This is a genomic window from Bacteroides fragilis, assembly GCF_019583405.1.
Classification (GTDB): domain Bacteria; phylum Bacteroidota; class Bacteroidia; order Bacteroidales; family Bacteroidaceae; genus Bacteroides; species Bacteroides fragilis_B.
Window position 1 is genome coordinate 1 of record NZ_SZUU01000007.1, and the last position, 23,198, is coordinate 23,198.

Below are 23,198 nucleotides of genomic sequence, written 5' to 3' on the forward strand. Positions count from 1 at the left end.
CTGAAGAAGATGGGCAACCAGTTGTTGGAGCCTCTGTATTAGCTAAGGGCACCACTGTAGGTGTTATTACTGATCTAAATGGTAAATTTACGTTATCTGGTATACCAAGTTCTGCAAAGACTTTGCAGATTTCGTATATCGGTATGCAGACTGCTGAGGTAGCAATTGCACCGATAATCAAAGTGATATTAAAGACTGATGCTAAGGCACTTGACGAAGTCGTAGTAACAGCAATGGGTATCTCAAAAGAGAAAAAAGCGTTAGGGTATGCCGTACAGGATGTGAAAGGAGATAAGCTGACTCAAGCATCAAGTAGTAACCTTTCCAGCGCTTTACAAGGTAAAGTTTCAGGAGTAGAGATCTCACCGTCATCAGGTATGCCGGGTGCCTCTTCCAAAATGACTATTCGCGGATCACGCTCGTTTACAGGAGATAACACTCCCCTGTATGTTGTGGATGGTATGCCTATCTCATCATCTACAGACTTGGATACTTTCAACTCTGTTACAGGCTCTGACTATGCAAACCGTGCGGTAGATATCGACCCGAATGACATTGAAAGCATCAACATCCTGAAAGGTCAAGCTGCTTCTGCTCTGTATGGTATGCGCGCATCAAATGGTGTGGTAGTAATCACTACCAAGAGCGGTAAAGGTGCACGTAAAGGTAAACCGGAAGTTACCATCAACACTGGTTTATCATTCGATAAGGTTTCTACTATGCCGGATTTCCAAAAAGAATTCGCACAAGGATTTAATGGTGCTTTTAGCCCATCAGATTCTCGTTCTTGGGGCCCTTTGATCTCAGAGCTGGCTAACGATCCCAAATATGGTGGCAATACGGATAATACCTATACCCAGAAATACGGTAAACATCAGGGGCAATACTATGTAGACCAGCGTGCCAAAGCAGGACTGGACCCATGGGCTACTCCTCGTGCATATGACAATGCTAAAGATTTCTTTAATACAGGTGTAACGTGGAACAGCAGTGCAAACGTGGCACAAAGCCTCGATAAAGGAAGTTACTCTTTGTCTTTAGGAAGTACTACTGCAAACGGTATTGTACCTTCTACAGGTATGGATCGTTATAATGCAAAACTAACTGCACAAGCTCAATTGAACAAGAATTGGTCTACCGGTTTCAATGGAAACTTCGTTTATTCTAAAATCAAAAAGCAAACCGGTGCCAACAATGGTATCCTGGCAACTGTATATGGTGCACCGTCCAGCTACGATTTAGCCGGTATCCCATCACACATTGATGGAGATCCTTATACACAAAACACGTATCGTTCGACAGGCGGTTTCGATGGTGCTTATTGGGCCGTTGAAAATAACTCTTTTAAAGAACGTACTCAACGTTTTTTTGGAAATGCATTTGCTAAATATTCTACTGATTTCGGTACAGAAAATCATAAACTGGATGTAAAATACCAGTTAGGTACCGATGCTTATACCACTAACTATACCGATACATGGGGATATGGACACTCCAACGGAACAGGTAGCATTGAAGAGCAGAGCGTTACAAACAATGAAATAAATTCATTGTTAACTGTTACTTATGACTGGAAAATCACTCCGGAACTTGACTTAAATGTATTATATGGTAATGAATTAGTCGATAATTCTTCAAAATACAAATACAACCTCGGAAATAACTTCAATTTCCCAGGATGGAACCATATAGCTAACGCATCAATCTATTCGTCTACAGGAACCTACCATCGCGAGCGTACCGTTGGTAACTTCGGTAACATTTCATTAGCATATCGTAGCATGCTGTATTTGAATGCTACTGTTCGTAATGATATTGTTTCATCCATGCCACGCAACAACCGTTCATTCACTTACCCTTCCGTTTCTCTTGGTTTCATCTTTACCGAATTGGAAGCACTGAAGAATGATGTTCTGACTTATGGTAAAATTCGCGCTTCTTATGCAGAAGTAGGGCAGGCAGGTACTTACTATCCTTCTTACTATAAAACTCCGGTCTATGGTGGCGGATTCTCTTCAGGAACTCCTATCCAGTATCCTATTGGATCAATCAGCTCATATATTCCATATTACAAAATTTATGATCCTAACCTGAAACCTCAGAACACCAAATCATACGAAATCGGTGCAGACTTCAGTTTCTGGAACGGTTTAGTTTCATTGAACTATACATACTCACGCCAGAATGTAAAGGATCAGATATTCGAGGTGCCTTTGGCTACTTCTACCGGATATAGCGAATTGATCACAAATGGTGGATCGGTACATACAAACTCACATGAAATCACTTTGAGTGTAAATCCGATCCAAACTAAGAACTTCAACTGGGATTTTGCATTCAATTTCTCTAAAATCGACAACTATGTCGATAAATTAGCTCCGGGTGTATCAAGCATCATGTTAGGAGGTTTTGTTGATCCGCAAGTACGTCTGAGTGCCGGTGATAAATTCCCGGTTATCTATGGTACAAGCTATCAAAGAAACGAGGAAGGCCAGATTGTTGTAGATGAAAACGGTATGCCGACATTAGGTGAAAACAGAGTGTTGGGAAGTGTATCTCCTGACTTCAGACTGGGCTTCAATACTACTTTTGAATTTTATAAGTTCCGCCTCTCTGCAGTACTTGACTGGAAGCAAGGTGGATGTATGTATGCCGGTACTGTGTCAACACTCGACTATTATGGTGTAACCCAGAAATCAGCAGACTATCGTAAAGCTGATTACTTCTACTTCAATAAACCGGCTGTAAAACAGTTGGCAGATGGTTCTTACGCACCTAATGACATCAAGATCAGCGGTGAGAACGCTTATAATTACTTCGACAGATTGAGTACGATCTCTGAAGCCGGAGTATACGGTTCTTCATTCTTGAAACTACGCGAAATCGCTTTAAGTTATCCGGTACTGGATAAGTCATACTTAGGCGTAACAGTAAACGTCTTTGCACGTAACTTATTGCTTTGGTCAGAAATGGATAATGGTATTGACCCTGAATCATCACAGGGAAATAACAACATGGCTGGTGCTTTCGAACGCTTCTCGCTCCCGGGAACATCAAGCTATGGTTTTGGTATTACAGTTAAATTCTAAAAAGGACAAAAATGAAATCAATATTTAATTTATCAAAAGGCATATTGTCTGTGGCATTGATTTCCGTTGCATTTGCTTCCTGTTCGGAAGATACAATGGATCGTATTAATGAAGACAAAGACCACACAACCAGTGTACCTGCCAAATTCATCTTGGCTGACGTAATCACTGCAACTGCATTTAGCAATATCGGAGGCGACTTTAATACATATTATTCTACCTACGTAGAGCATATGGTTGGAGTAGACAATCAATTGGCAAATGCGGAAAAGCGTAACGGAGAGCCTTCGGCATCTTCTACTTTTAACAATGTATGGGGTAATTTATACTCTACACTGAAGAATGCACGTATCGCAATTAACATAAGCTCAAATGAGGTTTCAGCCAATTATACAACCAAAGGTATTGCCGAAGTATTGGCCGCAATCAATGCAGGACTGATCGCAGACTCATTCGGTGACACTCCTTTCAGCCAGGCTGCCCTTCCGGAATTAGTCAATGGACAACCCCAGTTTATGACTCCGGAATTAGATAAGCAAGAAGCTATTTATACTACCATTATGGAATATTTGGATGCAGCAATCACTGATCTTCCCAAAGGTGACAAAAGCGATGAAATTGGTGAGTATGACTTCATATATAAAGGTGACGGAGAAGCATGGTTAAAACTAACATACGGCTTGAAAGCTCGTTATACAATGCGTCTGTTAGCTCGTTCTTCTTCAAAAGAAGCTGATTTACAAAAAATTTTAGAGTACATAGAGAAATCATATACATCTATTCAGGATCAAGCTGCTTTCTCTATTTATAGTGCAACAAACTTAAACCCGTTATTTGACTTCCAGTGGAGCCGTGACGGATTGGCTGCAAGTAAAAGCTACGCTGATAAACTAATAGAACGTAAGGATCCGAGATTACGCCGTATCTTTTGCATTGGACAAGGTAAGGTAACTGGAGAAGAAAAAGCTGTGTCCATCCAAGTAACCGGTGCAGATGACCCAAGATTCCTTATGGCCGATAACGGTACGGCAGAGTCTGTTAAATATGAATATAATACTCCTATATTCGTATATTCGCAAACATGTCCAACCTTATTAATGAGCTATCATGAATTACTTTTCCTGAAAGCTGAAGCATTGGCTCGCTTGAATAAGACCAATGATGCGGCAGATGCTCTGAAAGATGCTATTGTTGCAGCCATTGCAAATGCAGAAACAGGTGTAACAGCTGCACTTAACGCTCCTACAGTAAAAAGTTACGGAGGCGTTAAAGAGACTACCAAAGCTATCACAACTGCTGAAGCAGAAGAGTATTTCACCAACAACGTAAAACCATTATTCGATGCCAATCCTGTAAAAGAGGTAATGGTACAGAAATATATTGCATTCCTTGGAGCCTTCGGTGAGACAACAGAATGCTATAATGATGTACGCCGCCTCAAAGCAATGGGTGAGGAATATATCAAACTGGACAACCCTTACAAGTTCCCACTTCGCGCACCTTACGGAGCAGATGATGTAAGTGCAAACCCGAACGTAGAATCTGCATTCGGAAACGGCCAGTATGTATATACCGATCCGGTTTGGTGGGCCGGCGGTAGCCGCTAATCAGCATAATGCTTTCTAAAGTATTTATCAAACAATAAAGAGAATGCCCGGATTTACATATAAAACGTATCCGGGCATTCTTCTTTTTCTGAACGAATCAGTATCTGATTTATAGCAACCCTTCTTTCAAGATACCTACCAATATCGGATGCAATCCACTGACAAAACATTCAACAGCAATCACCATCAAAATAAGTCCCATCAAACGCATCATCACGTTATTTCCGGTCTCCCCCAACACTTTTACTAATCGGGTAGACGCACGCAGAATCAAGAAGGTAATAAAATAGATCAAAGCAATAATGCCAATTAACGTTCCTTTCATTTCAATGGTATGGGCATCCTCCATCAAAACAATGGCATTAGCTATCGCCCCCGGACCACAAAGCATAGGTATGGCAAGTGGAGTGATCGAAATATCGTCAGCATAGGTTTTAATCTCTTCATCTTTCAATTTCATCGGAGTGTACCGTGCCTGCAACATATCAAAGCCTATCTTGAAAATAATCACTCCACCTGCAATACGAAATCCGTTGGTCGAAATACCAAAGAATTTAAAAAGGAATTGCCCTGCAAAAACAAATACCATTAAAGTGATAAACGAGACAAAAGTAGCACGGCGAACAACCGCTTGCCGCTCTTTATCAGTCATACCATGAGTCATGGTCAGAAAAACGGGCATTGTACCCAACGGATTAGTTAATGTAAAGAAAGAAGTGAAACAGAGTAAAGCAAAAGGCAAGAGAGTGTCCATAGTTGTATTTTTATGCGTTCTATATTGAACGCAAAAATACAATATATCTATAAATGTTACAACAGTTCCACCAACTCTTTCAAATCAGTCATTGAATAAGTAGGACGGAAAGGAAAATCAGTGCGTCCGGATACATTATAATAAGCCTGATGCATTCCCACTCCATGGGCACCAACAATATCAGCTTCCCAACTATCCCCAATCATTAATGATTCACGTAGTTCGGATTGTGTAGCCGACAAAGCAAAATGAAATATTTCCGGCCAAGGCTTCATCACTCCCAGATCTTCCGAAAGAATTATTTTATCAAAATATGTATCAATGCCTGCCGAACGCATTTTACAGGATTGCAATTCCCTGAAACCATTTGAAAGAATATACAAATTATATTTAGGTGCCAAATACGAAAGCACCTCTTCCGCATACGGCATTAGCCGCCTTTTAGTAGGAACTATCAAAAAGAAATCGTCAGAATAACGTTTTGCAAGCATTTCATCGTCAACGCCAACAGCTTTCAAAGGATATAAAAAACGCTGTCGATTCAACTCTTCTTTAGTCACCTCACCGTTTCCATATTCTACCCACAATTCTGCATTCCTCTTTTGATAAAGAGAATAAAAATGGGGAAACGAATCGAAATACCTTCCCAATTCATATTTATCGTAAACTTCCTCAAACGTATCATACGCATTCTGGGAAAAAGCCCAAAGAGTATCATCTAAATCAAAAAACAGGTTTCTATATTTCATATTCATATATCAGATACATTTCAAAAAAGAGAGCACGGATTACATACTGTGTAGTCCGTGCCCTTATCAGTTACGTCTGTTTTATACTACTTATTTGACCTGGATTACCAGATATTTAGATACACTCCAGAATTCTTTCGGATTCGTAATCTTCAAAGTCAGCTGACCTTTATCATCTTTAACCAACTCATAAGATTTAGCCGGATGAGTAGTAAGCAAATCAGCACGTTTAGAATATAATTTAATCTCTTTAGTAGTACGGATATCTATCTGAGTAAAATAATCCTTATTGAAATCCGCACTCTTCAGTACATCCCCTTTTTCAAGAATCTTCTGAGATTTAAGCTCCGATTTAGTACCAAATACAAACCATGCACTGTTGATGGCCTTATCCTGTTCTGCTACGGTCTTTGCCTTGGCTTCATTTTCAGCAGCCAATGACTCTTTATCGGCAGTCAGTCCGGTTACCGCAGCATCCAACTCCTGAATACGGATATTCTTAGAAGCTAATTCAGCCTGAAGCTCTTCGATACGCTGGGTTTTAGCAACCAACTCCTGGGTCAAAGATTCAACGGCTTTTTTCAATTGTGCCGAATTATTCTTACTATTCTTCAGCATAGCCTGCAACTTAGCGATCTGTGCCTTGTTTTCTTCCATCTGTTTCGTGATGAATTCAATATCAGATGCTATTTGTTGTTTTGCGGTTGCAGAATTCTCTGAGATAGTGCCACGGGTCAAGTCAACACGGCTTTCAGCTGCGTTTATTCTACGAAATCCTTCCTGAACTTCGTTAAAAGTACCCATCATTTCGTCCAATTCGGCATTGCGCTGGGTCAACTCCATCAAAAGAGAATCATTTTCTGCCTTCAGGTCTTTACTTCCACCACCCAAGCCGTTACACGAAGCCAACATAGCTGCGCATACTAATAAAACTACTAACTTTTTCATACGATTACGTTTTACGTTTTTAAATGAAGTTATTATCAATCGTCTATTCCTGCAATTACAATCACAATCTCGCCCCGGGGTTCGGTAGCGGTAAAGTGTTCTATCAATTCACTCAAAGTCCCGCGAACCGTTTCCTCATGAATCTTTGAAATTTCACGGGACACAGATACCTGACGTCCGGGACCGAAATATTCGGCAAACTGTGTCAATGTTTTCAGCAAACGATGTGGAGATTCATAAAACACCATTGTTCTGTGTTCATCCACCAACGATTTCAATTTTGTCATACGCCCCTTTTTCTGAGGGAGAAAACCTTCGAAACAAAACTTTTCGTTAGGCAATCCCGATGCTACCAACGCCGGAACAAAAGCTGTCGCTCCGGGCAGGCATTGTACTTCGATACCATTGCGCACACATTCACGAACTACCAGAAAACCCGGATCAGAAATTCCCGGTGTTCCGGCATCCGAAATCAAAGCAATGGTTTCTCCTGCCTTTATTCTATTAACAACACTCTCCACCGTTTTATGTTCATTAAACTTATGGTGGGATTGCATCGCGTTTTTAATCTCAAAATGTTTCAGCAAGATTCCGGAAGTACGGGTATCCTCCGCCAGAATCAAGTCAACCTCCTTCAGGACTTTAATAGCCCTGAATGTCATGTCCTCCAAATTCCCGACCGGCGTCGGTACCACATATAGTTTTCCCATATCCTAATAATCGCGTTTTTATATAAAGTACTTTTTGAGAAGTTCCACTAAATCAGCTTTAGCTTCATTTTCCTCTTCTACCTTTATTTTAGAAGATAAGAAAACAAGAGCCGCATCCAGTGAATGCATCTCACCAATCTGTTGCAACACATGATTCATTTGCTCCATGTTTCCCCCAAACAGTTCACGGGAAAAGCGAAACGAATCATTCAGACTGATTGAACGGCGTAAATCTCCGGCTGTTTTAATCCGCTCGGCCAAAATAGGTGTAGAAGCCGTACTGGTTTCAATCTTCATAGATACTTCAGCCGATTGTGCCGGTTCTACGGTCACTTCAGGCAATTCCAGTTGTTCAGGTTCCGGCATCTCCGGAGCCTCCGGAACTATTACCGGCTCTTCATCTTTCTCCGGGTTACCCACAACTATTTCTTCTTCTTCTTCTTCTTCTGCTGCTGCTGCAGACACAGGTTCCGGCATTGGATTTATAATCCGGTCAGGAAGTTCGTTTTCCGGTAGTGCTCCCCGGTCTAACTGTTCCAGTAAGATGTCCAACCGGCCACGCATTTGCACAATATTTCTCTTTGCCACTTCACGCAAAGCAGAGTCCGGTTTACGCGAAACGGCCTCCATCAGGCATTTAAGTTCCTGAATATCCAATTCTATATCGTTCAACAATGCTTGCATATCTACATCTGAATTTCTTCTTGAATGACTTCGCAAATGTAGAAATAAATAATGAAAAAACACCGAGAAGCCAATAAAACTATTACTTTTGCAACCAATTATAACATACATCAGCATGGTATTATTTTCAGAAGATCATATACAAGAGACGAGAAGAAGAGGAAGAATTGAAGTAATTTGCGGTTCCATGTTTTCAGGAAAAACCGAAGAACTGATCCGTCGCATGAAGCGGGCCAAGTTTGCTCGCCAACGCGTAGAGATATTCAAACCTGCCATTGACACACGCTATTCTGAGGGAGACGTTGTTTCACATGACAGTAATACCATTTCCTCCACTCCCATCGACTCTTCAGCCAGCATACTGCTTTTCACATCCGAAATTGATGTGGTAGGCATTGACGAGGCACAGTTCTTCGACAGTGGATTAATAGATGTATGCAATCAGTTGGCAAACAACGGGGTACGTGTCATCATAGCCGGATTGGACATGGACTTCAAAGGCATACCGTTTGGTCCGATGCCGGCTTTGTGTGCCATTGCCGACGAAGTATCCAAGGTACATGCCATTTGTGTAAAATGTGGACAATTAGCCTCATTTTCACACCGTACGGTGAAAAACGACAAACAGGTGCTATTGGGTGAAACAGCCGAATACGAACCTTTATGTCGGGAATGTTACCAGAAAGCCCTGCAAGAGGACAAAGAAAAATCATAATGACCTCACGGTAGCAAAGCCCGGACATTTCCGGTGAGGTCGCACATCAAACGTCAGATTATTATGGAAAGGAAAAAAATTACATTTGATAGTTTCATACGTGGTTCCATCTGCTGTGCGCTCATTGTGGGATTACTGATACTTTTTAAAAGGCTCAGCGGCGTACTGCTACCTTTTTTTGTGGCATGGCTTATCGCTTATATGATTTATCCGCTCGTCAAATTTTTCCAGTATAAATTACGCTTTAAAAGCAGGATCATTTCTATTTTCTGCGCATTGTTCAGCATTACCATAGTAGGAATTGCCATTTTTTACCTTTTAGTGCCCCCAATGCTTGCCGAAATAGGACGAATGAACGATCTGTTGGTTACTTATCTGACTAATGGTGCTTATCGTTCCGGAACAGTACCTCCTACTCTTTCGGAATTTATCCACAGGCATATCGACCTTCAGGCACTGAACCGAATCTTAAGTGAAGAAAATATAATGAATACCATTAAAGAGACTGTTCCTAAACTTTGGGCACTCGTTGCGGAATCTATTAATATCCTGTTTAGCGTATTCGCTTCATTCATCATTTTATTATATGTGGTATTCATCTTGCTCGACTATGAATCCATCGCAGAAGGATGGCTTCACCTGTTACCAGGCAAATACCGTACCTTTGCATCCAATCTGGTCAATGACATACAGGATGGAATGAATCGCTATTTCCGCGGTCAGGCACTTGTCGCCTTCTGTGTCGGCATCTTGTTCAGCATTGGGTTTCTGATCATCGACTTTCCGATGGCTATTGCCTTGGGACTTTTCATTGGTGCCCTCAATATGGTTCCATATCTGCAGATTATCGGTTTCTTGCCCACCGTCATATTAGCAATCCTAAAAGCTGCTGATACCGGTGAGAATTTCTGGGTAATCCTGGCAGGTGCCCTCGTTGTTTTTATTGTTGTTCAAGCCATCCAAGATGGTTTCCTTGTCCCAAGAATCATGGGAAAGATCACAGGGCTCAACCCTGCCATCATTCTTTTATCTCTTTCCATCTGGGGATCCTTGCTCGGGATGTTAGGTATGATCATAGCACTCCCGCTCACCACCCTAATGCTCTCCTATTATCAACGTTTCATCATCAACAAAGAGAGAATAAAATACGACACACATGAAATATCTGATAATCAGAAGATAGAAAGAGATGACGAAAAATAAATGAAACTTTTTTCACCCAAAAGCTTGCAGATATAAAAAAAGTCACTACCTTTGCACCCGCAATCAGGAAATAACTGATACGCAAATAAGGATTGATTCGCTAGCTCAGCAGGTAGAGCACAACACTTTTAATGTTGGGGTCCTGGGTTCGAGCCCCAGGCGGATCACTGAAAACAAAAGAAAAATCAAGCAAATCCCTGATAATCAGACATTATCAGGGATTTCTTTTTTCTCCCAAATAGCAAAAAGGGGTACTTTAAAGCATATTCTCGGTGGATAAATCGTGGGACTAAAATCTAATCAAAGAAAGTCCCACGAATTTGCATCTTTCTCACTGATTCATAGCTTTTTGCATGGTCGTACTTTGGAAGAGAATACATAGATTTGTAACTCTAAAAACGATGTAAAATGGCTAGAAAATCATTTTCTGTTTTGTTCTTTATCAAGAAAGCCAAGTTATTAAAGAACGGAGAAGCACCTGTGTGCATGAGAATCACTGTAAACGGCTGTATGGCAGATATTTCTATCAAAAGAAGCTGTCCTGTAAACTTATGGAATCAGGCAAAAGAGAATTCAAAAGGTAAAGACCGTATGTCGGTGGAACTGAACCACTACTTAGAAATCACACGTTCCCACGTACACCAAATTTATAGAGAACTGGAAACTTCCGGTAAGGTTATCACTGTTGATCTTGTGAGAAAGTTATATTATGGTGTGGACGAGGAAAGCAAAACTCTTTTGCAGGTATTCAGAGAGCATAACGAACAAAGCCGTAAGCTGATCGGCAAAGACTTCGTTAGTAAGACCGTTCAACGGTATGAAACCACTACCCGATATTTGGAGGAATTTATTAAGAAAGAATATCAGCTATCGGATATTGCTCTGAACAACTTGGAAGCTAACTTTATTTCTAAGTTTGATGCTTTCTTGAAAATCGAAAAAGGTTGTGCGCAGAACTCGGCTATCACCCGACTAAAGAACTTGAAGAAGATTATCCGCATTGCTTTGGAAAACGATTGGATAAAGAAAGATCCATTCGCTTACTATCGTTTCAAACTAGAAGAAACTGATCCTGAATTTCTGACAATGGACGAGATTAAAATTATTCTCGCCAAAGAGTTCACCATTAAGCGAGTAGAACAGGTACGGGACGTTTTCATTTTTTGCGTTTTTACTGGTTTGGCGTTCAGCGATGTGAAAGACTTATCACCTGAACACTTGGTAAAAGACAATAAAGGGGAACTTTGGATAAGGAAGAACCGCCAAAAGACTAAAATCATGTGTAACATTCCTGTGCTACCTGTGGCAGTTTCAATACTTGAAAAGTATAAAAATGTGGCAGAATGCACTGGAAAACTATTGCCTGTATTGAGCAATCAGCGCATGAACAGTTATTTGAAAGAAATTGCCGATGTGTGCGGAATTCATAAAAATCTTAGCACTCATACCGCCCGTCATAGCTATGCCACAAGCATTTGCCTTGCAAATGGCGTGAGTATGGAGAATGTTGCTAAGATGTTAGGTCATGCAGATACTAGCATAACAAAACACTATGCAAGGGTATTGGATCAGAATATTTTCAAGGATATGCAAAAAGTAAATAGCTGTTTATCAGAATTAACTATATAATAAAGGTAATAGGCAATATAGAAAAAGGATTGGGAAGAATGAATTTCATTTTCTCAACCTTTTTCTTTTAAGGTAAGTTTTCCAAAACTTCAATATGAAGCATTGACAAAGGTAAGTTCCGCATTTAGCCTGTTCAAGTCCGAGCCTTCGGTTTGAATAAAAACCTTCCTCTCCATTTCATTCCGAGCGTATTTTTATCCAAAGACTTGCACAGACTAAATACTTCACTGGAAAAGTCAATGATTCAAATTAAATTCCGAAAAACAATGTTTTTGGCTTGACAGGTTACTCTTTCCAACTTTCAAAGTAGTGCTTTTGGAGCAGTTTATCAATATCACTCTGACGGTAGATGATTTTACCTTTTATCTGGATAAAGGGGATTAGACCTGTATCTCGCCATTCTTGCAGGGTTCGCAAACTGACATTCAGTTTCTTGGAAACTTCATGGTTGGAAAGAAAGCGCTCCCCATTCAGATGGGGCTTGTAATGCTTTACAATGGATTTAATACCGTTCAGCATCGAATCAAGCGAAGAAATAAATTCTTTGACTTGCGGAGTATCTTTATTTATTAGTTCCATGATTGAAAGATTGTTTTATTGAAATATTGATTTCAAGATTGCTATATGGCTGGTTAGTTACGCAGATAGTCACCAAGTGATGAAATGCTAAGTACATCTTTTACCGGATCATAATCTATATAGAGCAGTTTGGATGCTGTGGCAATAAAATACTGGCTACCATCTTGTTGTATCTCATAAGTAGCGGGTGAAGCTTGTTTAGTGGTTTCCGATACATATATAATAGAAAGAAGGTACTCTTTATCGCTCCGATAAATGATTATCGTAGGATTCAGATTAACGCTTTCCCATGTGCCGACAATGGAAAACAGGTTAAAAGACGGATAATCTTTTTTAATTCTTTTCATAAGACGTGGTTTGTTTGGGTGATTGATTCTGTATTTCACTGTCCGCAATAATTCTTTCAATATCGGAAGACTTATAATAAATCTTGCTGCCGATTTGAGAATAAGCCAGCCGTCCACTACTTCGGTAATATTGCAGTGTTCGTTTACTAAAACCTAACAACAGGCACACTTCTTGACTATCCAGCCAGTTTTCTACTTTCTGGGTATGAGTACTGCACAAACTTTCTATTCGTTTGGCAAACTCGGTGAACCGTTCGCAGATATACGAAAAAGTTCTTTTTTCAATGGTTACTACTTCCATACTTTTAATTTTTAATGGTTTATAAAACGTGTTGATTCTATTTTCATCGGCAAATGAAAGAAGAATCAAGAGACGTTTTAAAAACTGTCTGGAAGTGGTGAGATTTGACTATTGCTGGCTTCTTATTGAAATAAGAAAACAGATAAATAGTATATATGTTATCGCTGAAATATATTAGATTAAGAATAGATACGCATCATATTGCCTTATTATTTTTTCTGAAACTTGAAGGACTACAGCCTTTGTTTTTTCTAAAGAATTTACTCAAATGGCTTTCATCGGTAAATCCTAGTTCTTCGGCAATCTCATTTATTCTCATTTGACTATGTAACAATCTGCTTTCGACCAATTTTAGTTTATAGCTTAATATGTATTGCTGCATTGTTTCGTTGGTGTGCTTTTTTATATAACGTCCCAAGTAACTTTCAGATATACCAAAATGCTGACTGATTTCTTTTGCTCTAATTTTACCTGTTTGATAGATATTTGCTTGGATATATTGAAGAATATCGAGAGACTTATCATCTGAACATTCATCGACTTGTTGAGGTAAAAACATAGCTATATTTCTTGCCACAACAATAATTATAGTATTTATCAACTGCGTGATAATCTCTTTACTATACAGATTCCGATTTACATACTCCCGAATAATTGCTTCAATCATTGGTTTCACTAATAACTTATCCACCTTATTTCTAAGGATGCAACCCGGTTGATGATTTGCATGTTGTAAAATAAATTCTAATCTCTGGATGTTCTCTGAACCAAATATGGCTGAATGTATATAGATGTCATTAAACTTGATGTTAATGAATTTTGTAGTTGTGTGAATCTCAAAGGAATGAGAATCATTTGGAGTTATCAAGAACAAGTGTCCATCATGATATGGGAACATACTATTGTTAATCCATTGAATACCTGTTCCTGTTAAGATGTAGACTAGTTCAAAAAAAGTATGCTCATGCTCAGTTAATAACGATTCACTATGCTCGTTAAAGCTGATCTCAAATGGTTGATGAAGATTTTCTTTTTTCATACCTCAAATATAACACATAAAGCGGAATTATACCAATATAGCGAAAATATATACCTATATTTAGAATAAAATAGGTATAACTTTGCCATAAATCAAAATTAGATTACTTATGAACTTTTTAGAACTATCAAAACAACGTTATTCAGCAAGAAACTATTCTTCTGATATGATTGAGCAAGAAAAACTCGACTACATCTTAGAATGTGCCCGTTTTGCTCCTTCTGCTGTAAACTATCAACCTTGGCACTTTTTTGTCGTAAAAAGTAATAAACCCAAACTACTGATTCAACAATCTTATCCACGTGAATGGTTTACCGAAGCTCCACTCTATATTGTAGTTTGTGCTGACAATTCAATATCTTGGGTGAGAAAATCAGACAATAAGAACCATGCAGATATTGATGCAGCAATAGCGACTGAACATATTTGTTTAGCCGCAGCAGAACAAGGATTAGGTAGCTGCTGGGTATGTAATTTCGATCCTGATATGCTAAAGGATAATCTTCATTTATCTCCCAATATGTACCCTGTGGCAATTATTTCATTAGGTTATGTAAAACAACCACCTGAAAAATCATCTAAAAGAAAAGATATAACCGAAATAGTTTCAATCTTATAAAAATGTAACAATTATGAAAACAGAAATGGAAAAATGTCTGGCTGGTGAATGGTATGATTGTCATAACCAAGTTTTCTTGGATTTAAAGACCCGAACACATAAGTTATTAATAAAATATAATTCATTACCTTATGAGGATAAAGAAGAAAAACACAGCTTGCTAAAAAAGATACTAGGTAGTATCGGAATGAAAGTTTCGGTTGCCAGTCCATTTATTTGTGATTATGGCTGCAATATACATATAGGGGATAATGTTACTGTAAATACTGGTTGTACCTTTGTGGATTGTAATAAAATCACTATCGGAAGTAATGTTCTTATTGCCCCTAATGTTCAGCTTTATACAGCAACTCACCCTATTGATTTAGATGAACGGCTAGCGCCTGTTGAAACAGAAGATGGAATAAAACGAGTTCGCCGCACTTACGCTTTGCCTATTACAATTGAGGATGGATGCTGGATTGGTGGAGGTGTAATAATCCTTCCCGGAATAACAATTGGGTACGGTAGTGTAATTGGAGCAGGTAGTGTTGTTACAAAAGATATTCCGGCAAATAGTTTAGCCGTTGGAAATCCATGTAAAGTGATACGTCAAATCAATCAAACTAAGAAACTATGATAAAATTGGTCGCTTTTGATTTGGATGGTACAATTGCCGATACAATCCCAATGTGTATCGAAGCCTTTAAGCAGGCAGTATCTCCCTATGCATCAAAAATATTGTCAGAAGATGATATTGTGAAAACATTCAGACTTAATGAAGAGGGAATGATTAAAGAGGTCGTTTCAGAAGATTGGGAAAAAGCTCTGATTGATTTTTATGTGATATACAAAGAAATGCACACAGTCTACATTCAACCATTTGTGGGGATAAGAGAATTGATAACAGAGTTGAAGGAGAACTCAATTATTGTATCTTTAATAACAGGTAAAGGTCAAAGGAGTTGTGATATTACGCTTCGCCATTTTGAAATGGAAGCTCTTTTTGATAGTATTTCAATCGGATCGCCAGATAGAAACACAAAAGCGGAATCAATGACGGAACTAATGTCAAAATATAATATCCAACCAGCAGAAATGGTATATGTTGGAGATGAATTTTCCGATATTACCGCTTGTAGTAAAGTTGGAATACAATGCTTATCTGCTGCATGGATAGCCTCGCTCTCAAAAATGAAGAAATTAGAAAAGGAAAATCAAGGATATGTGTTTAGTTCTATCAAATCACTTCATTCTTTTCTAAAGAAAGAAGCTCATTTAGTTTAGATTCATATTCGTAGATTGATTTTAGTATTTTCTGGCATAATGGATATTTATTGGTAATATAAAAGCATGAAATCAGACGTTAAGTCTTTCTATATAATACTTACCATTAAAATTATGCTTATGAATGTATTGTTAAACATGAGGATGTTCGGACTATTCTCTGAAACCTCACAAGAAGTAACTAATAATGAAATGCAAGAAGCCTATGGCGAATTTGTTGAACAGATTAGAACTATAAGTAATGGAAATGATTATTCAACTACTTATCGAATTCTTGCAGCTACCCGTATCGAGATAGCTTTACTTGAAACAATACCTCTTTACGGGCAGGGGGAAAAATGCGCTTAAAAAGCTGTTCATACAAAAGGTACAGGCTACTATTACCGCAGAAATGGAACTGCTGAATCTAAAAATTCAGTACCCCAGCCAATTTCAAAATAGAATAAGCAGCCTTCCACCTTCACCACTCTATTTGACCGACAATACCAACCTAGTTGAAATCATGGAGTTGATTAGTGGACTATTCCTATCACAAAGAGTAGTAACCCATGCCGGAACAAAATCACCATTAACAGAAATTGGGAGAGCATTTGAACACCTCTTTAATATCAAATTAGGAGATGTTCACAAGAAACACGAAAGCGTCATAAAGCGCAAGCCATCTAAAGCAACTGAATTTTTAGATACACTTCGCAAAGCTATTGCCGAAGAAAGTAAAAAGAAAGGCTATCTATAAATCAGGAACTTACCAACAATTGTTAGGGGAGTAGATATACTACACCCCTAACTTATTTGCATCCATTTACCGTACTTTGCTTCATCAATCGATTGAAAATAATAATGTTGAACTAAAAAATGAAGCAAAATGTATATAGACAATGAAAACTTCGAGAAGTGGATGGAAAAGCTATCCAAAAAACTCACCGTAATCGGACAAGATTTGAAATCTCTTATCAATACTGATACAGTACTAGATGATAATGAGAAGATTCTTGATAATCAGGATTTAGCGTTTCTCCTGAAAGTATCTTTCCGAACTCTTCAACGCTACAGAGTAAATAATCAACTTCCTTATTTCACTATCGGAAGGAAAACCTATTATCGGGCTGTAGATATTCGAGCTTTTGTTCGTGAACGTGCCGATTCTCAAACCTACAAACGGTTTGAAAAAGACAATCAGTTGACAAATCAGCCCTGATAGCAAAACGCAGTAGAGGGAAGAAGCCTGTGTGCGGGCTATTTCTTTGTGTTGTCACCTCGATTTAACAGAAACTGCTTCACCTAGCGATTCAGCCCGTTTCGCTAAATCGAGCAAGAGGGAACTGGACAAGTCCTGTTCTTCCCTCTTGCCCTGCGGGGCAAAGCCTTCGGCTTTAGCGTGTTACAAGAACACGCTGTAATGACACCTGTAATAAGTATTTTCTTTGTAATGCTTATTATCAGGTATTTATCTATTCATATTTCTATAAAAAAGTAATTACCATGCCAAACAGCAGTCGAAAAACGATATTCACTACCATTTCCATAGATAAGGAAACGGCAGCTTTGGTAGAGAAGATATGCAAACGTTATTCACTGAAAAAGAGTGAAGTTGTAAAATTGGCGTTCGGGTATATAGATAAGGCACATATCAACCCATCCGAAGCCCCTGAATCCGTAAAATCGGAACTGGCGAAAATAAATAAGAGACAGGATGATATTATCCGCTTCATCCGTCACTATGAGGAAGAACAACTGAATCCCATGATACGGGCAACAAATTCTATCGCTTTACGTTTTGATGCTATCGGTAAGACTTTAGAAACTCTTATTCTCTCTCAACTGGAAGCCAGTCAGGAGAAACACACAGCCGTACTCAAAAAGTTAAGTGAACAGTTCTGCAATCATGCCGATGTGATTAACAACCAATCCAAACAGATAAATGCACTCTACCAGATACATCAACGGGATTATAAGAAGCTGCTTCAACTTATACAACTCTATTCGGAGTTGTCCGCTTGTGGTGTGATGGATAGCAAAAGGAAGGAGAACTTGAAGACTGAAATCTGTAATCTAATAAATACATAGGATTATGCACATAGATTTTGCTCTACCATCAAACGGAACATATAACAATGCAGGAAGTAGCCGACAGCTAGCTAATTATTTAGAGCATGAAGATTTAGAACGAATGGAGAAAGGTCTTTATACTGATAGCTTTTTCAATCTGACAGAGAATAATATCTACAAATCAAAAGTAATAAAGGATATAGATAGTAATATCGGACAACTCTTAAAAACAGATGCTAAGTTTTATGCTATTCATGTCAGCCCATCGGAAAAGGAACTTCAAGCAATGGGTAATACAGAACATGAACAAGCCGAATCCATGAAGCGGTATATCCGGGAAGTGTTTATTCCTGAATATGCTAAGAACTTCAACAAAGGACTATCCGAAGCAGATATAAAATTTTACGGAAAGATACATTTTAACCGTAGCCACTCCGATAACGAACTGAATATGCACTGCCATTTGATAGTAAGTCGAAAAGATCAATCTAATAAGAAAAAACTATCCCCACTTACCAACCATAAGAATACTAAGAAAGGACCTATTAAAGGCGGCTTTGATAGAAAGAGCTTATTTCAACAGGCAGAACTGGGATTCGGCAGGTTATTCAACTATGATAAACAACTAACCGAATCTTTTGAATATTATAACACGATGAAGAATGGCAGTATCTCCGACCAACTCAATATGCAGGAACGACAGATTGCCAGTGAAAAAGAAAATAAACAAACAGGCTTGCATGCAGATAAGCAGAACGAACAAGTTGAAAACAAGGTTGCATATAAACAAGGTAATAACATTTTAAACAATACTGAAAATAAGCAAAGCTTCAATCTTCCAGATTTGGGATTATCTTCTGCATTAGGTTTGCTTGCTCCTGAGCCTAACAGTAATGATGAACAACAAATACCCGTGAAAAGAAAAAAGAAGAAGTCCAAACAAGGCTTTAAGTGGTAATAATCCCTTTTATACTTGTGAAACAAGGTATATTCCAAGTCTGAAACGGAAATGCCAAGCCCTTTGGGTTTTAGAAGATTTCTTCTTTTTCGCTTACAAAAAGAGTAAATTTTCTAAAAACATTGCATTATGCAATCTTTCCATAGGAGAAGTGTTCAACAAGAATAAAAATGAAAATATATGCGTTGATATTGGGATCTTCATCTTCCTATGTCTTTCAGTCGTTTACTTGGACGTATTCTTGATAAATTCTATATCTTTCATAATAAATAATTTGCGATTACGAACACATTTCGTACATTTGTGCTAATTATTTATGAATTGGAAAAGAGAAAAAAAAACGAGTATATTGATGATTGTCTGCTTAGTATCCGATCTAAAGGCAGGTTTTCATTTACTTTTGATGAGTTAAAAAACGCTTTTGACTCATCAGAACAGGCTATTCGCAAAAAAAAATCTCGCTTAAAAGCAGATAGCAAAATAGTGACTATCCGAAAAAACTTTTATATAGTACTTCCTCCTGAATACGCAGAAAATGGTACCTTTCCTGTCTATCTATATATCGATGAACTGATGAGGTATTTGAAAAAAGACTACTATATAGGCTTATATTCCACAGTTGCTTTATATGCTGCTAAATACCAACATATGGAATATCAAATTATTGTGCAACAGCCTATTCGAGATTTTGTTGTAGGAAATACAAAAATAGGTTTCTTTCTAATATGGAGGAAAAGATGATAGACAAAGAGTTTTTAGATAATATTTTTATTATTTTGAAACAAGACGTTGAATATGATAATAAGAGAGCGTGGGATAATATAAAAGTGAATTTAGTTGAAAAGATACAGCTAATCTATATAAATTCATTTTTCTGAAAGTAAATAGTGACAAGATGGAAGAACAAAAGAAAATAATAAAAATTTTTGAATCAAAATTAGGTTCCCTAATTCAAGGTAATTCCATAGAATTACTTAAGAGCAAGAAATATTTAAACAAGCTAAAAGGAAAAGTGAATTTAATTGTCACATCTCCCCCTTTCCCCCTTAACAATAAGAAGCAATATGGCAATGAAAAGGGAGATGAATACTTGAAGTGGTTTACTGACCTTGCTCCAATTTTTTCAGATTTGCTGGCTGATGACGGTTCTCTTGTTATAGAAATAGGGAATGCGTGGGAACCTGAAAGACCTGTCCAGTCTCTGTTACATTTAGAATGTTTATTTGGATTAGTAAAGCATCCCACTGCAAACTTAAGGTTAATACAAGAATTTATATGCTATAATCCATCTAAACTACCATCGCCAGCTCAATGGGTAACTGTAAATCGTATAAGAACAGTAGATAGCTATACTCATGTGTGGTGGTTGGCGAAAAATGATTATCCCAAAGCGGATAATACTAAAGTATTACGACCATATAGCAAAAGTATGGAACAACTTTTAAAGAAAGGGAAATACAATGCAGGAAAGCGCCCTTCTGAACATAATATTAGCGAATCAGGTTTTTTGAAAGATCATGGAGGAAGCATTTCTCATAATTTTTTTGAAATGGAATCTATTGATGAAAAAAGAAAAGTCAGACTCCCTCATAGCGTTCTGAGTTTCTCAAATACGAACTCAAATGATTACTTTTTGAAAACTTGCAGAGAAAAAAGTATAACACCTCATCCAGCTCGAATGAATGGTGGGTTAATTAATTTTTTCATTAATTTTCTCACTGATGAGGATGATCTCGTATTGGATCCGTTTTCAGGAAGCAATACAACAGGATATTGCGCTGAGAAACTGAAAAGAAAATGGATATCTTTTGAAATAAAAGAAGATTATATTGAACAAGCCATTCTCAGGTTTAGTGAACAAGAATTAAACTCATCATTAAAAGAAGTTAGCAATGGAAGAAAACATAAAAAATAGACTTGAGAAGATAGCGAAAATAGATATTTTTCAAGTAGCAACTTTAGCAGACAATTTTGTAGGCTATCCATTTTATCTAGACTATAGAAAAGCCCATCTACTTACTTGTGATGATTGGAAGTATAAATCAGGAGGTATTCCTCAAGGATGTCTAATGCTTGCGTTTTACAACAATCCCTTTAACACTGTTCAAAGTGAAGAAGCTATATTATTAAGAGCTACAAATCCATGTGTAATCCCCAGTGATAATGACTTAATAACTTCTAAAATTGAATTTTACAAGGAAGATGTTGATATCACTACTACGAAATCAAAAGGGAATGCATTAGATGATTTTACACGCTTCGAATTTAGCTTTTCTGGCATAGAATGTTCCGTTTTAGGAACTTTCTACAAAAATGAAAGTGGTAAAATTGAATTTGGGGCAGATGTGGAGAACTTTTTTTCTTCTCATTATTATAAAGTTTATAAAATAACAGATGAACATCTGGAATTTGTTGTAAATAAGCCCGATGATGCAACACCACTAAATTCAGATGCAACATTTCCTATTGGCAAAGTGAGATATAGTTCGAGTAAAAGTTTTCAATCGGCTATGGCATTTAATGGTGACGCAAAAGTATACGTTCATACAAATGATATTTTAGGTAAAAGAACCGCACTCTTTGGTATGACTCGTACGGGAAAATCAAATACAGTAAAAAAAATCATAGAAGCGACAGAAAAATTATCTCAAAAAGCTCCACTAAAATTAAAATCAACAAATGATAGTTTTGAAGAAAAACTAAAACCTCTCACAAAAGATGATTTACCTAAATATCCTGTTGGACAAATTATATTTGATATAAATGGTGAATATGCAAATAAGAATCTTCAAGATGGAACTGCTATTTTTGAAAAATACAAAGATAAAACACTAAGATATAGCATACTGCGAAAAGAAGAAGCAGACTTTAAAACCATGAAAGTGAATTTTTATCAAGATATAACAACAGGATTCGAGTATTTATTACAATATCTTGATGATGAAAAAGGAGATTATCTTACTGGATTCAAAGTTGTCAGTTTTGAACGTCCAGAAAAAGATGACTATAGTGGTTGGCGAAAATATAATAAGCACAAATCAATATATTTTTGTTGTTTAGATAAAGCAGGGTTTAAAACGAATCAAAAAATAGAACTAAAAATATCTATAAATGAAGAAATTGAAGATATATTAAAAAAAGAAGAAGCTGAAGAAATATTAAGCAAAGTGGTCAAAACTAGCAATGCAACAAATCTTGAAAAATTGAATATCCAAGAAGCATATTATTTCTGGTCATTGATGTGGAAGAATAAAGATGGAGAGGAGTTTAAAAAAAACAAAAAAAATAATAGTGGCAAAGATTGGTTGACAGAAGAAATTAGATCATTATTAATTATGTTATTTCAGAAGAAAGAATCTGGTCAAATTGTAAGTGGCTATTCTAAGTTTAAATCAGCTTTGGAATTACACGATGGCTCTCTTAAATCTTCATTTCAGGATGATATTTGGGAACATCTAAGAACAGGAGGAATCGTAATTGTTGATTTGTCTCAAGGTAATCCCAAAATTCAAAGAATATTCTCTAACGATATTTGTGATTATATATTTAAGAGATCTATGAATCATTTCACCAAGGCGGAGCCTAATAATTTTATACAATTTTATTTTGAAGAGGCACATAATTTGTTCCCCAAAAAAGAAGATAAAGACTTAAGCCAAATATATAATCGTATTGCTAAAGAAGGAGCAAAACTTAATTTAGGCCTTATTTATGCAACTCAGGAAGTTAGTTCCATAAGCTCTAATATATTAAAAAACACCCAAAATTGGTTTATTGCTCATTTAAATAATGAAGATGAAATCAGAGAGCTCCGTAAGTTCTATGATTTTAGTGATTTTGCAGACTCCCTTATTCGTTTCAGTGCAAAAAATGATAAGGGATTTGTGCGTATGAAAACCTATTCAAACCCATTTGTTGTACCTGTTCAGATAGATCTGTTCGAATAAAATTG

25 protein-coding genes and 1 tRNA gene are annotated in these 23,198 nt (G+C 37.5%); 17 read left to right on the forward strand and 9 right to left on the reverse strand.

All coding sequences use genetic code 11. The features are described from left to right. Both FDF36_RS14855 and FDF36_RS14860 read left to right on the forward strand, forming a co-directional pair. Positions 1 to 3,089, forward strand: a 3,089-nt coding sequence (locus tag FDF36_RS14855) for a SusC/RagA family TonB-linked outer membrane protein (protein WP_220391872.1), incomplete at its 5' end; no start/stop codon positions are given. A gap of 11 nt (positions 3,090 to 3,100) precedes the next feature. Then, complete coding sequence (locus tag FDF36_RS14860) at positions 3,101 to 4,696, forward strand: SusD/RagB family nutrient-binding outer membrane lipoprotein (RefSeq protein ID WP_005823267.1); 1,596 nt, start codon at positions 3,101 to 3,103, stop codon at positions 4,694 to 4,696. Between the two features lie 109 nt (positions 4,697 to 4,805). Here the strand turns inward: FDF36_RS14860 and FDF36_RS14865 are convergent, their stop codons facing one another. From FDF36_RS14865 to FDF36_RS14885, 5 genes are all read right to left on the reverse strand, one after another. After that, on the reverse strand, positions 4,806 to 5,450 hold the full coding sequence (locus FDF36_RS14865; RefSeq protein WP_005778522.1) for a MarC family protein: 645 nt from the start codon (positions 5,448 to 5,450) through the stop codon (positions 4,806 to 4,808). 56 nt (positions 5,451 to 5,506) lie between these two features. Beyond that, positions 5,507 to 6,199: a YjjG family noncanonical pyrimidine nucleotidase gene (locus FDF36_RS14870; protein ID WP_122130928.1), complete on the reverse strand. Its 693-nt coding sequence runs from the start codon at positions 6,197 to 6,199 to the stop codon at positions 5,507 to 5,509. A gap of 90 nt (positions 6,200 to 6,289) precedes the next feature. Continuing rightward, a complete protein-coding gene (locus FDF36_RS14875; protein ID WP_005810598.1) occupies positions 6,290 to 7,147 on the reverse strand; it encodes a Cbp1 family collagen-binding glycoprotein adhesin in 858 nt (285 codons plus the stop codon). A gap of 35 nt (positions 7,148 to 7,182) precedes the next feature. Further along, entirely contained in the window at positions 7,183 to 7,857 is a 675-nt protein-coding gene (gene rsmI, locus FDF36_RS14880) for a 16S rRNA (cytidine(1402)-2'-O)-methyltransferase (RefSeq protein WP_122130918.1), read from the reverse strand. Positions 7,858 to 7,875: 18 nt separating this feature from the next. Further along, positions 7,876 to 8,652 (reverse strand): hypothetical protein, encoded by a 777-nt coding sequence (locus FDF36_RS14885; protein ID WP_220391873.1) that lies wholly within the window; start codon positions 8,650 to 8,652, stop codon positions 7,876 to 7,878. Positions 8,653 to 8,656: 4 nt separating this feature from the next. On the opposite strand from FDF36_RS14885, the gene FDF36_RS14890 reads away from it, so the two are divergent. From FDF36_RS14890 to FDF36_RS14905, 4 genes are all read left to right on the forward strand, one after another. Then, positions 8,657 to 9,256 carry a thymidine kinase gene (locus FDF36_RS14890; protein ID WP_005778531.1) on the forward strand — a complete coding sequence of 200 codons (600 nt, stop codon included), beginning with the start codon at positions 8,657 to 8,659 and terminating at the stop codon, positions 9,254 to 9,256. A 63-nt stretch (positions 9,257 to 9,319) separates the two neighbouring features. Next, positions 9,320 to 10,459 (forward strand): AI-2E family transporter, encoded by a 1,140-nt coding sequence (locus FDF36_RS14895; RefSeq protein WP_220391874.1) that lies wholly within the window; start codon positions 9,320 to 9,322, stop codon positions 10,457 to 10,459. Positions 10,460 to 10,553: 94 nt separating this feature from the next. Next, a tRNA-Lys gene (locus FDF36_RS14900) sits at positions 10,554 to 10,626 on the forward strand. A gap of 241 nt (positions 10,627 to 10,867) precedes the next feature. Then, positions 10,868 to 12,088 (forward strand): site-specific integrase, encoded by a 1,221-nt coding sequence (locus FDF36_RS14905; protein ID WP_220391875.1) that lies wholly within the window; start codon positions 10,868 to 10,870, stop codon positions 12,086 to 12,088. 285 nt (positions 12,089 to 12,373) lie between these two features. Here FDF36_RS14905 and FDF36_RS14910 read toward each other — a convergent pair whose 3' ends face one another. The 4 genes from FDF36_RS14910 to FDF36_RS14925 form a co-directional block, all read right to left on the reverse strand. Further along, the gene (locus FDF36_RS14910) at positions 12,374 to 12,667 is read right to left on the reverse strand and encodes a helix-turn-helix domain-containing protein (RefSeq protein ID WP_011202095.1); all 294 of its coding nucleotides are present in this window, start codon (positions 12,665 to 12,667) and stop codon (positions 12,374 to 12,376) included. Positions 12,668 to 12,720: 53 nt separating this feature from the next. Next, a complete protein-coding gene (locus FDF36_RS14915) occupies positions 12,721 to 13,014 on the reverse strand; it encodes a DUF3876 domain-containing protein (RefSeq protein ID WP_007478799.1) in 294 nt (97 codons plus the stop codon). Further along, a complete protein-coding gene (locus tag FDF36_RS14920) occupies positions 13,001 to 13,315 on the reverse strand; it encodes a helix-turn-helix domain-containing protein (protein ID WP_220391876.1) in 315 nt (104 codons plus the stop codon). The genes FDF36_RS14915 and FDF36_RS14920 overlap by 14 nt, the downstream gene beginning before the upstream one ends. Positions 13,316 to 13,511: 196 nt before the next feature. Next, entirely contained in the window at positions 13,512 to 14,354 is an 843-nt protein-coding gene (locus tag FDF36_RS14925) for a helix-turn-helix domain-containing protein (RefSeq protein ID WP_220391877.1), read from the reverse strand. A gap of 109 nt (positions 14,355 to 14,463) precedes the next feature. Between FDF36_RS14925 and FDF36_RS14930 the strand changes: the two genes are divergently transcribed. From FDF36_RS14930 to FDF36_RS14980, 11 genes are all read left to right on the forward strand, one after another. Continuing rightward, complete coding sequence (locus FDF36_RS14930) at positions 14,464 to 14,973, forward strand: nitroreductase family protein (RefSeq protein ID WP_007478802.1); 510 nt, start codon at positions 14,464 to 14,466, stop codon at positions 14,971 to 14,973. Positions 14,974 to 14,986: 13 nt separating this feature from the next. After that, positions 14,987 to 15,592 carry a sugar O-acetyltransferase gene (locus tag FDF36_RS14935; RefSeq protein ID WP_220391878.1) on the forward strand — a complete coding sequence of 202 codons (606 nt, stop codon included), beginning with the start codon at positions 14,987 to 14,989 and terminating at the stop codon, positions 15,590 to 15,592. Beyond that, complete coding sequence (locus tag FDF36_RS14940) at positions 15,589 to 16,239, forward strand: HAD family hydrolase (protein WP_220391879.1); 651 nt, start codon at positions 15,589 to 15,591, stop codon at positions 16,237 to 16,239. Before FDF36_RS14935 ends, FDF36_RS14940 begins: the two co-directional genes overlap by 4 nt. Before the next feature lie 66 nt (positions 16,240 to 16,305). Beyond that, on the forward strand, positions 16,306 to 16,587 hold the full coding sequence (locus FDF36_RS14945) for a hypothetical protein (protein ID WP_032540261.1): 282 nt from the start codon (positions 16,306 to 16,308) through the stop codon (positions 16,585 to 16,587). Between the two features lie 43 nt (positions 16,588 to 16,630). After that, entirely contained in the window at positions 16,631 to 16,975 is a 345-nt protein-coding gene (locus FDF36_RS14950; RefSeq protein ID WP_044093563.1) for an RteC domain-containing protein, read from the forward strand. A gap of 129 nt (positions 16,976 to 17,104) precedes the next feature. Continuing rightward, complete coding sequence (locus FDF36_RS14955) at positions 17,105 to 17,437, forward strand: helix-turn-helix domain-containing protein (protein WP_007478806.1); 333 nt, start codon at positions 17,105 to 17,107, stop codon at positions 17,435 to 17,437. 284 nt (positions 17,438 to 17,721) lie between these two features. After that, positions 17,722 to 18,306 carry a BfmA/BtgA family mobilization protein gene (locus FDF36_RS14960; RefSeq protein ID WP_011202090.1) on the forward strand — a complete coding sequence of 195 codons (585 nt, stop codon included), beginning with the start codon at positions 17,722 to 17,724 and terminating at the stop codon, positions 18,304 to 18,306. A 4-nt stretch (positions 18,307 to 18,310) separates the two neighbouring features. Continuing rightward, positions 18,311 to 19,246, forward strand: a complete 936-nt coding sequence (locus FDF36_RS14965) for a DUF5712 family protein (protein WP_007478808.1) — start codon at positions 18,311 to 18,313, stop codon at positions 19,244 to 19,246. A 321-nt stretch (positions 19,247 to 19,567) separates the two neighbouring features. Further along, positions 19,568 to 19,987: a type IV toxin-antitoxin system AbiEi family antitoxin gene (locus tag FDF36_RS14970; protein ID WP_007478809.1), complete on the forward strand. Its 420-nt coding sequence runs from the start codon at positions 19,568 to 19,570 to the stop codon at positions 19,985 to 19,987. Between the two features lie 154 nt (positions 19,988 to 20,141). Next, positions 20,142 to 21,161 (forward strand): DNA-methyltransferase, encoded by a 1,020-nt coding sequence (locus FDF36_RS14975; RefSeq protein WP_011202085.1) that lies wholly within the window; start codon positions 20,142 to 20,144, stop codon positions 21,159 to 21,161. Continuing rightward, positions 21,139 to 23,193 (forward strand): ATP-binding protein, encoded by a 2,055-nt coding sequence (locus FDF36_RS14980; RefSeq protein ID WP_007478812.1) that lies wholly within the window; start codon positions 21,139 to 21,141, stop codon positions 23,191 to 23,193. The genes FDF36_RS14975 and FDF36_RS14980 overlap by 23 nt, the downstream gene beginning before the upstream one ends. Positions 23,194 to 23,198: the final 5 nt, after the last annotated feature.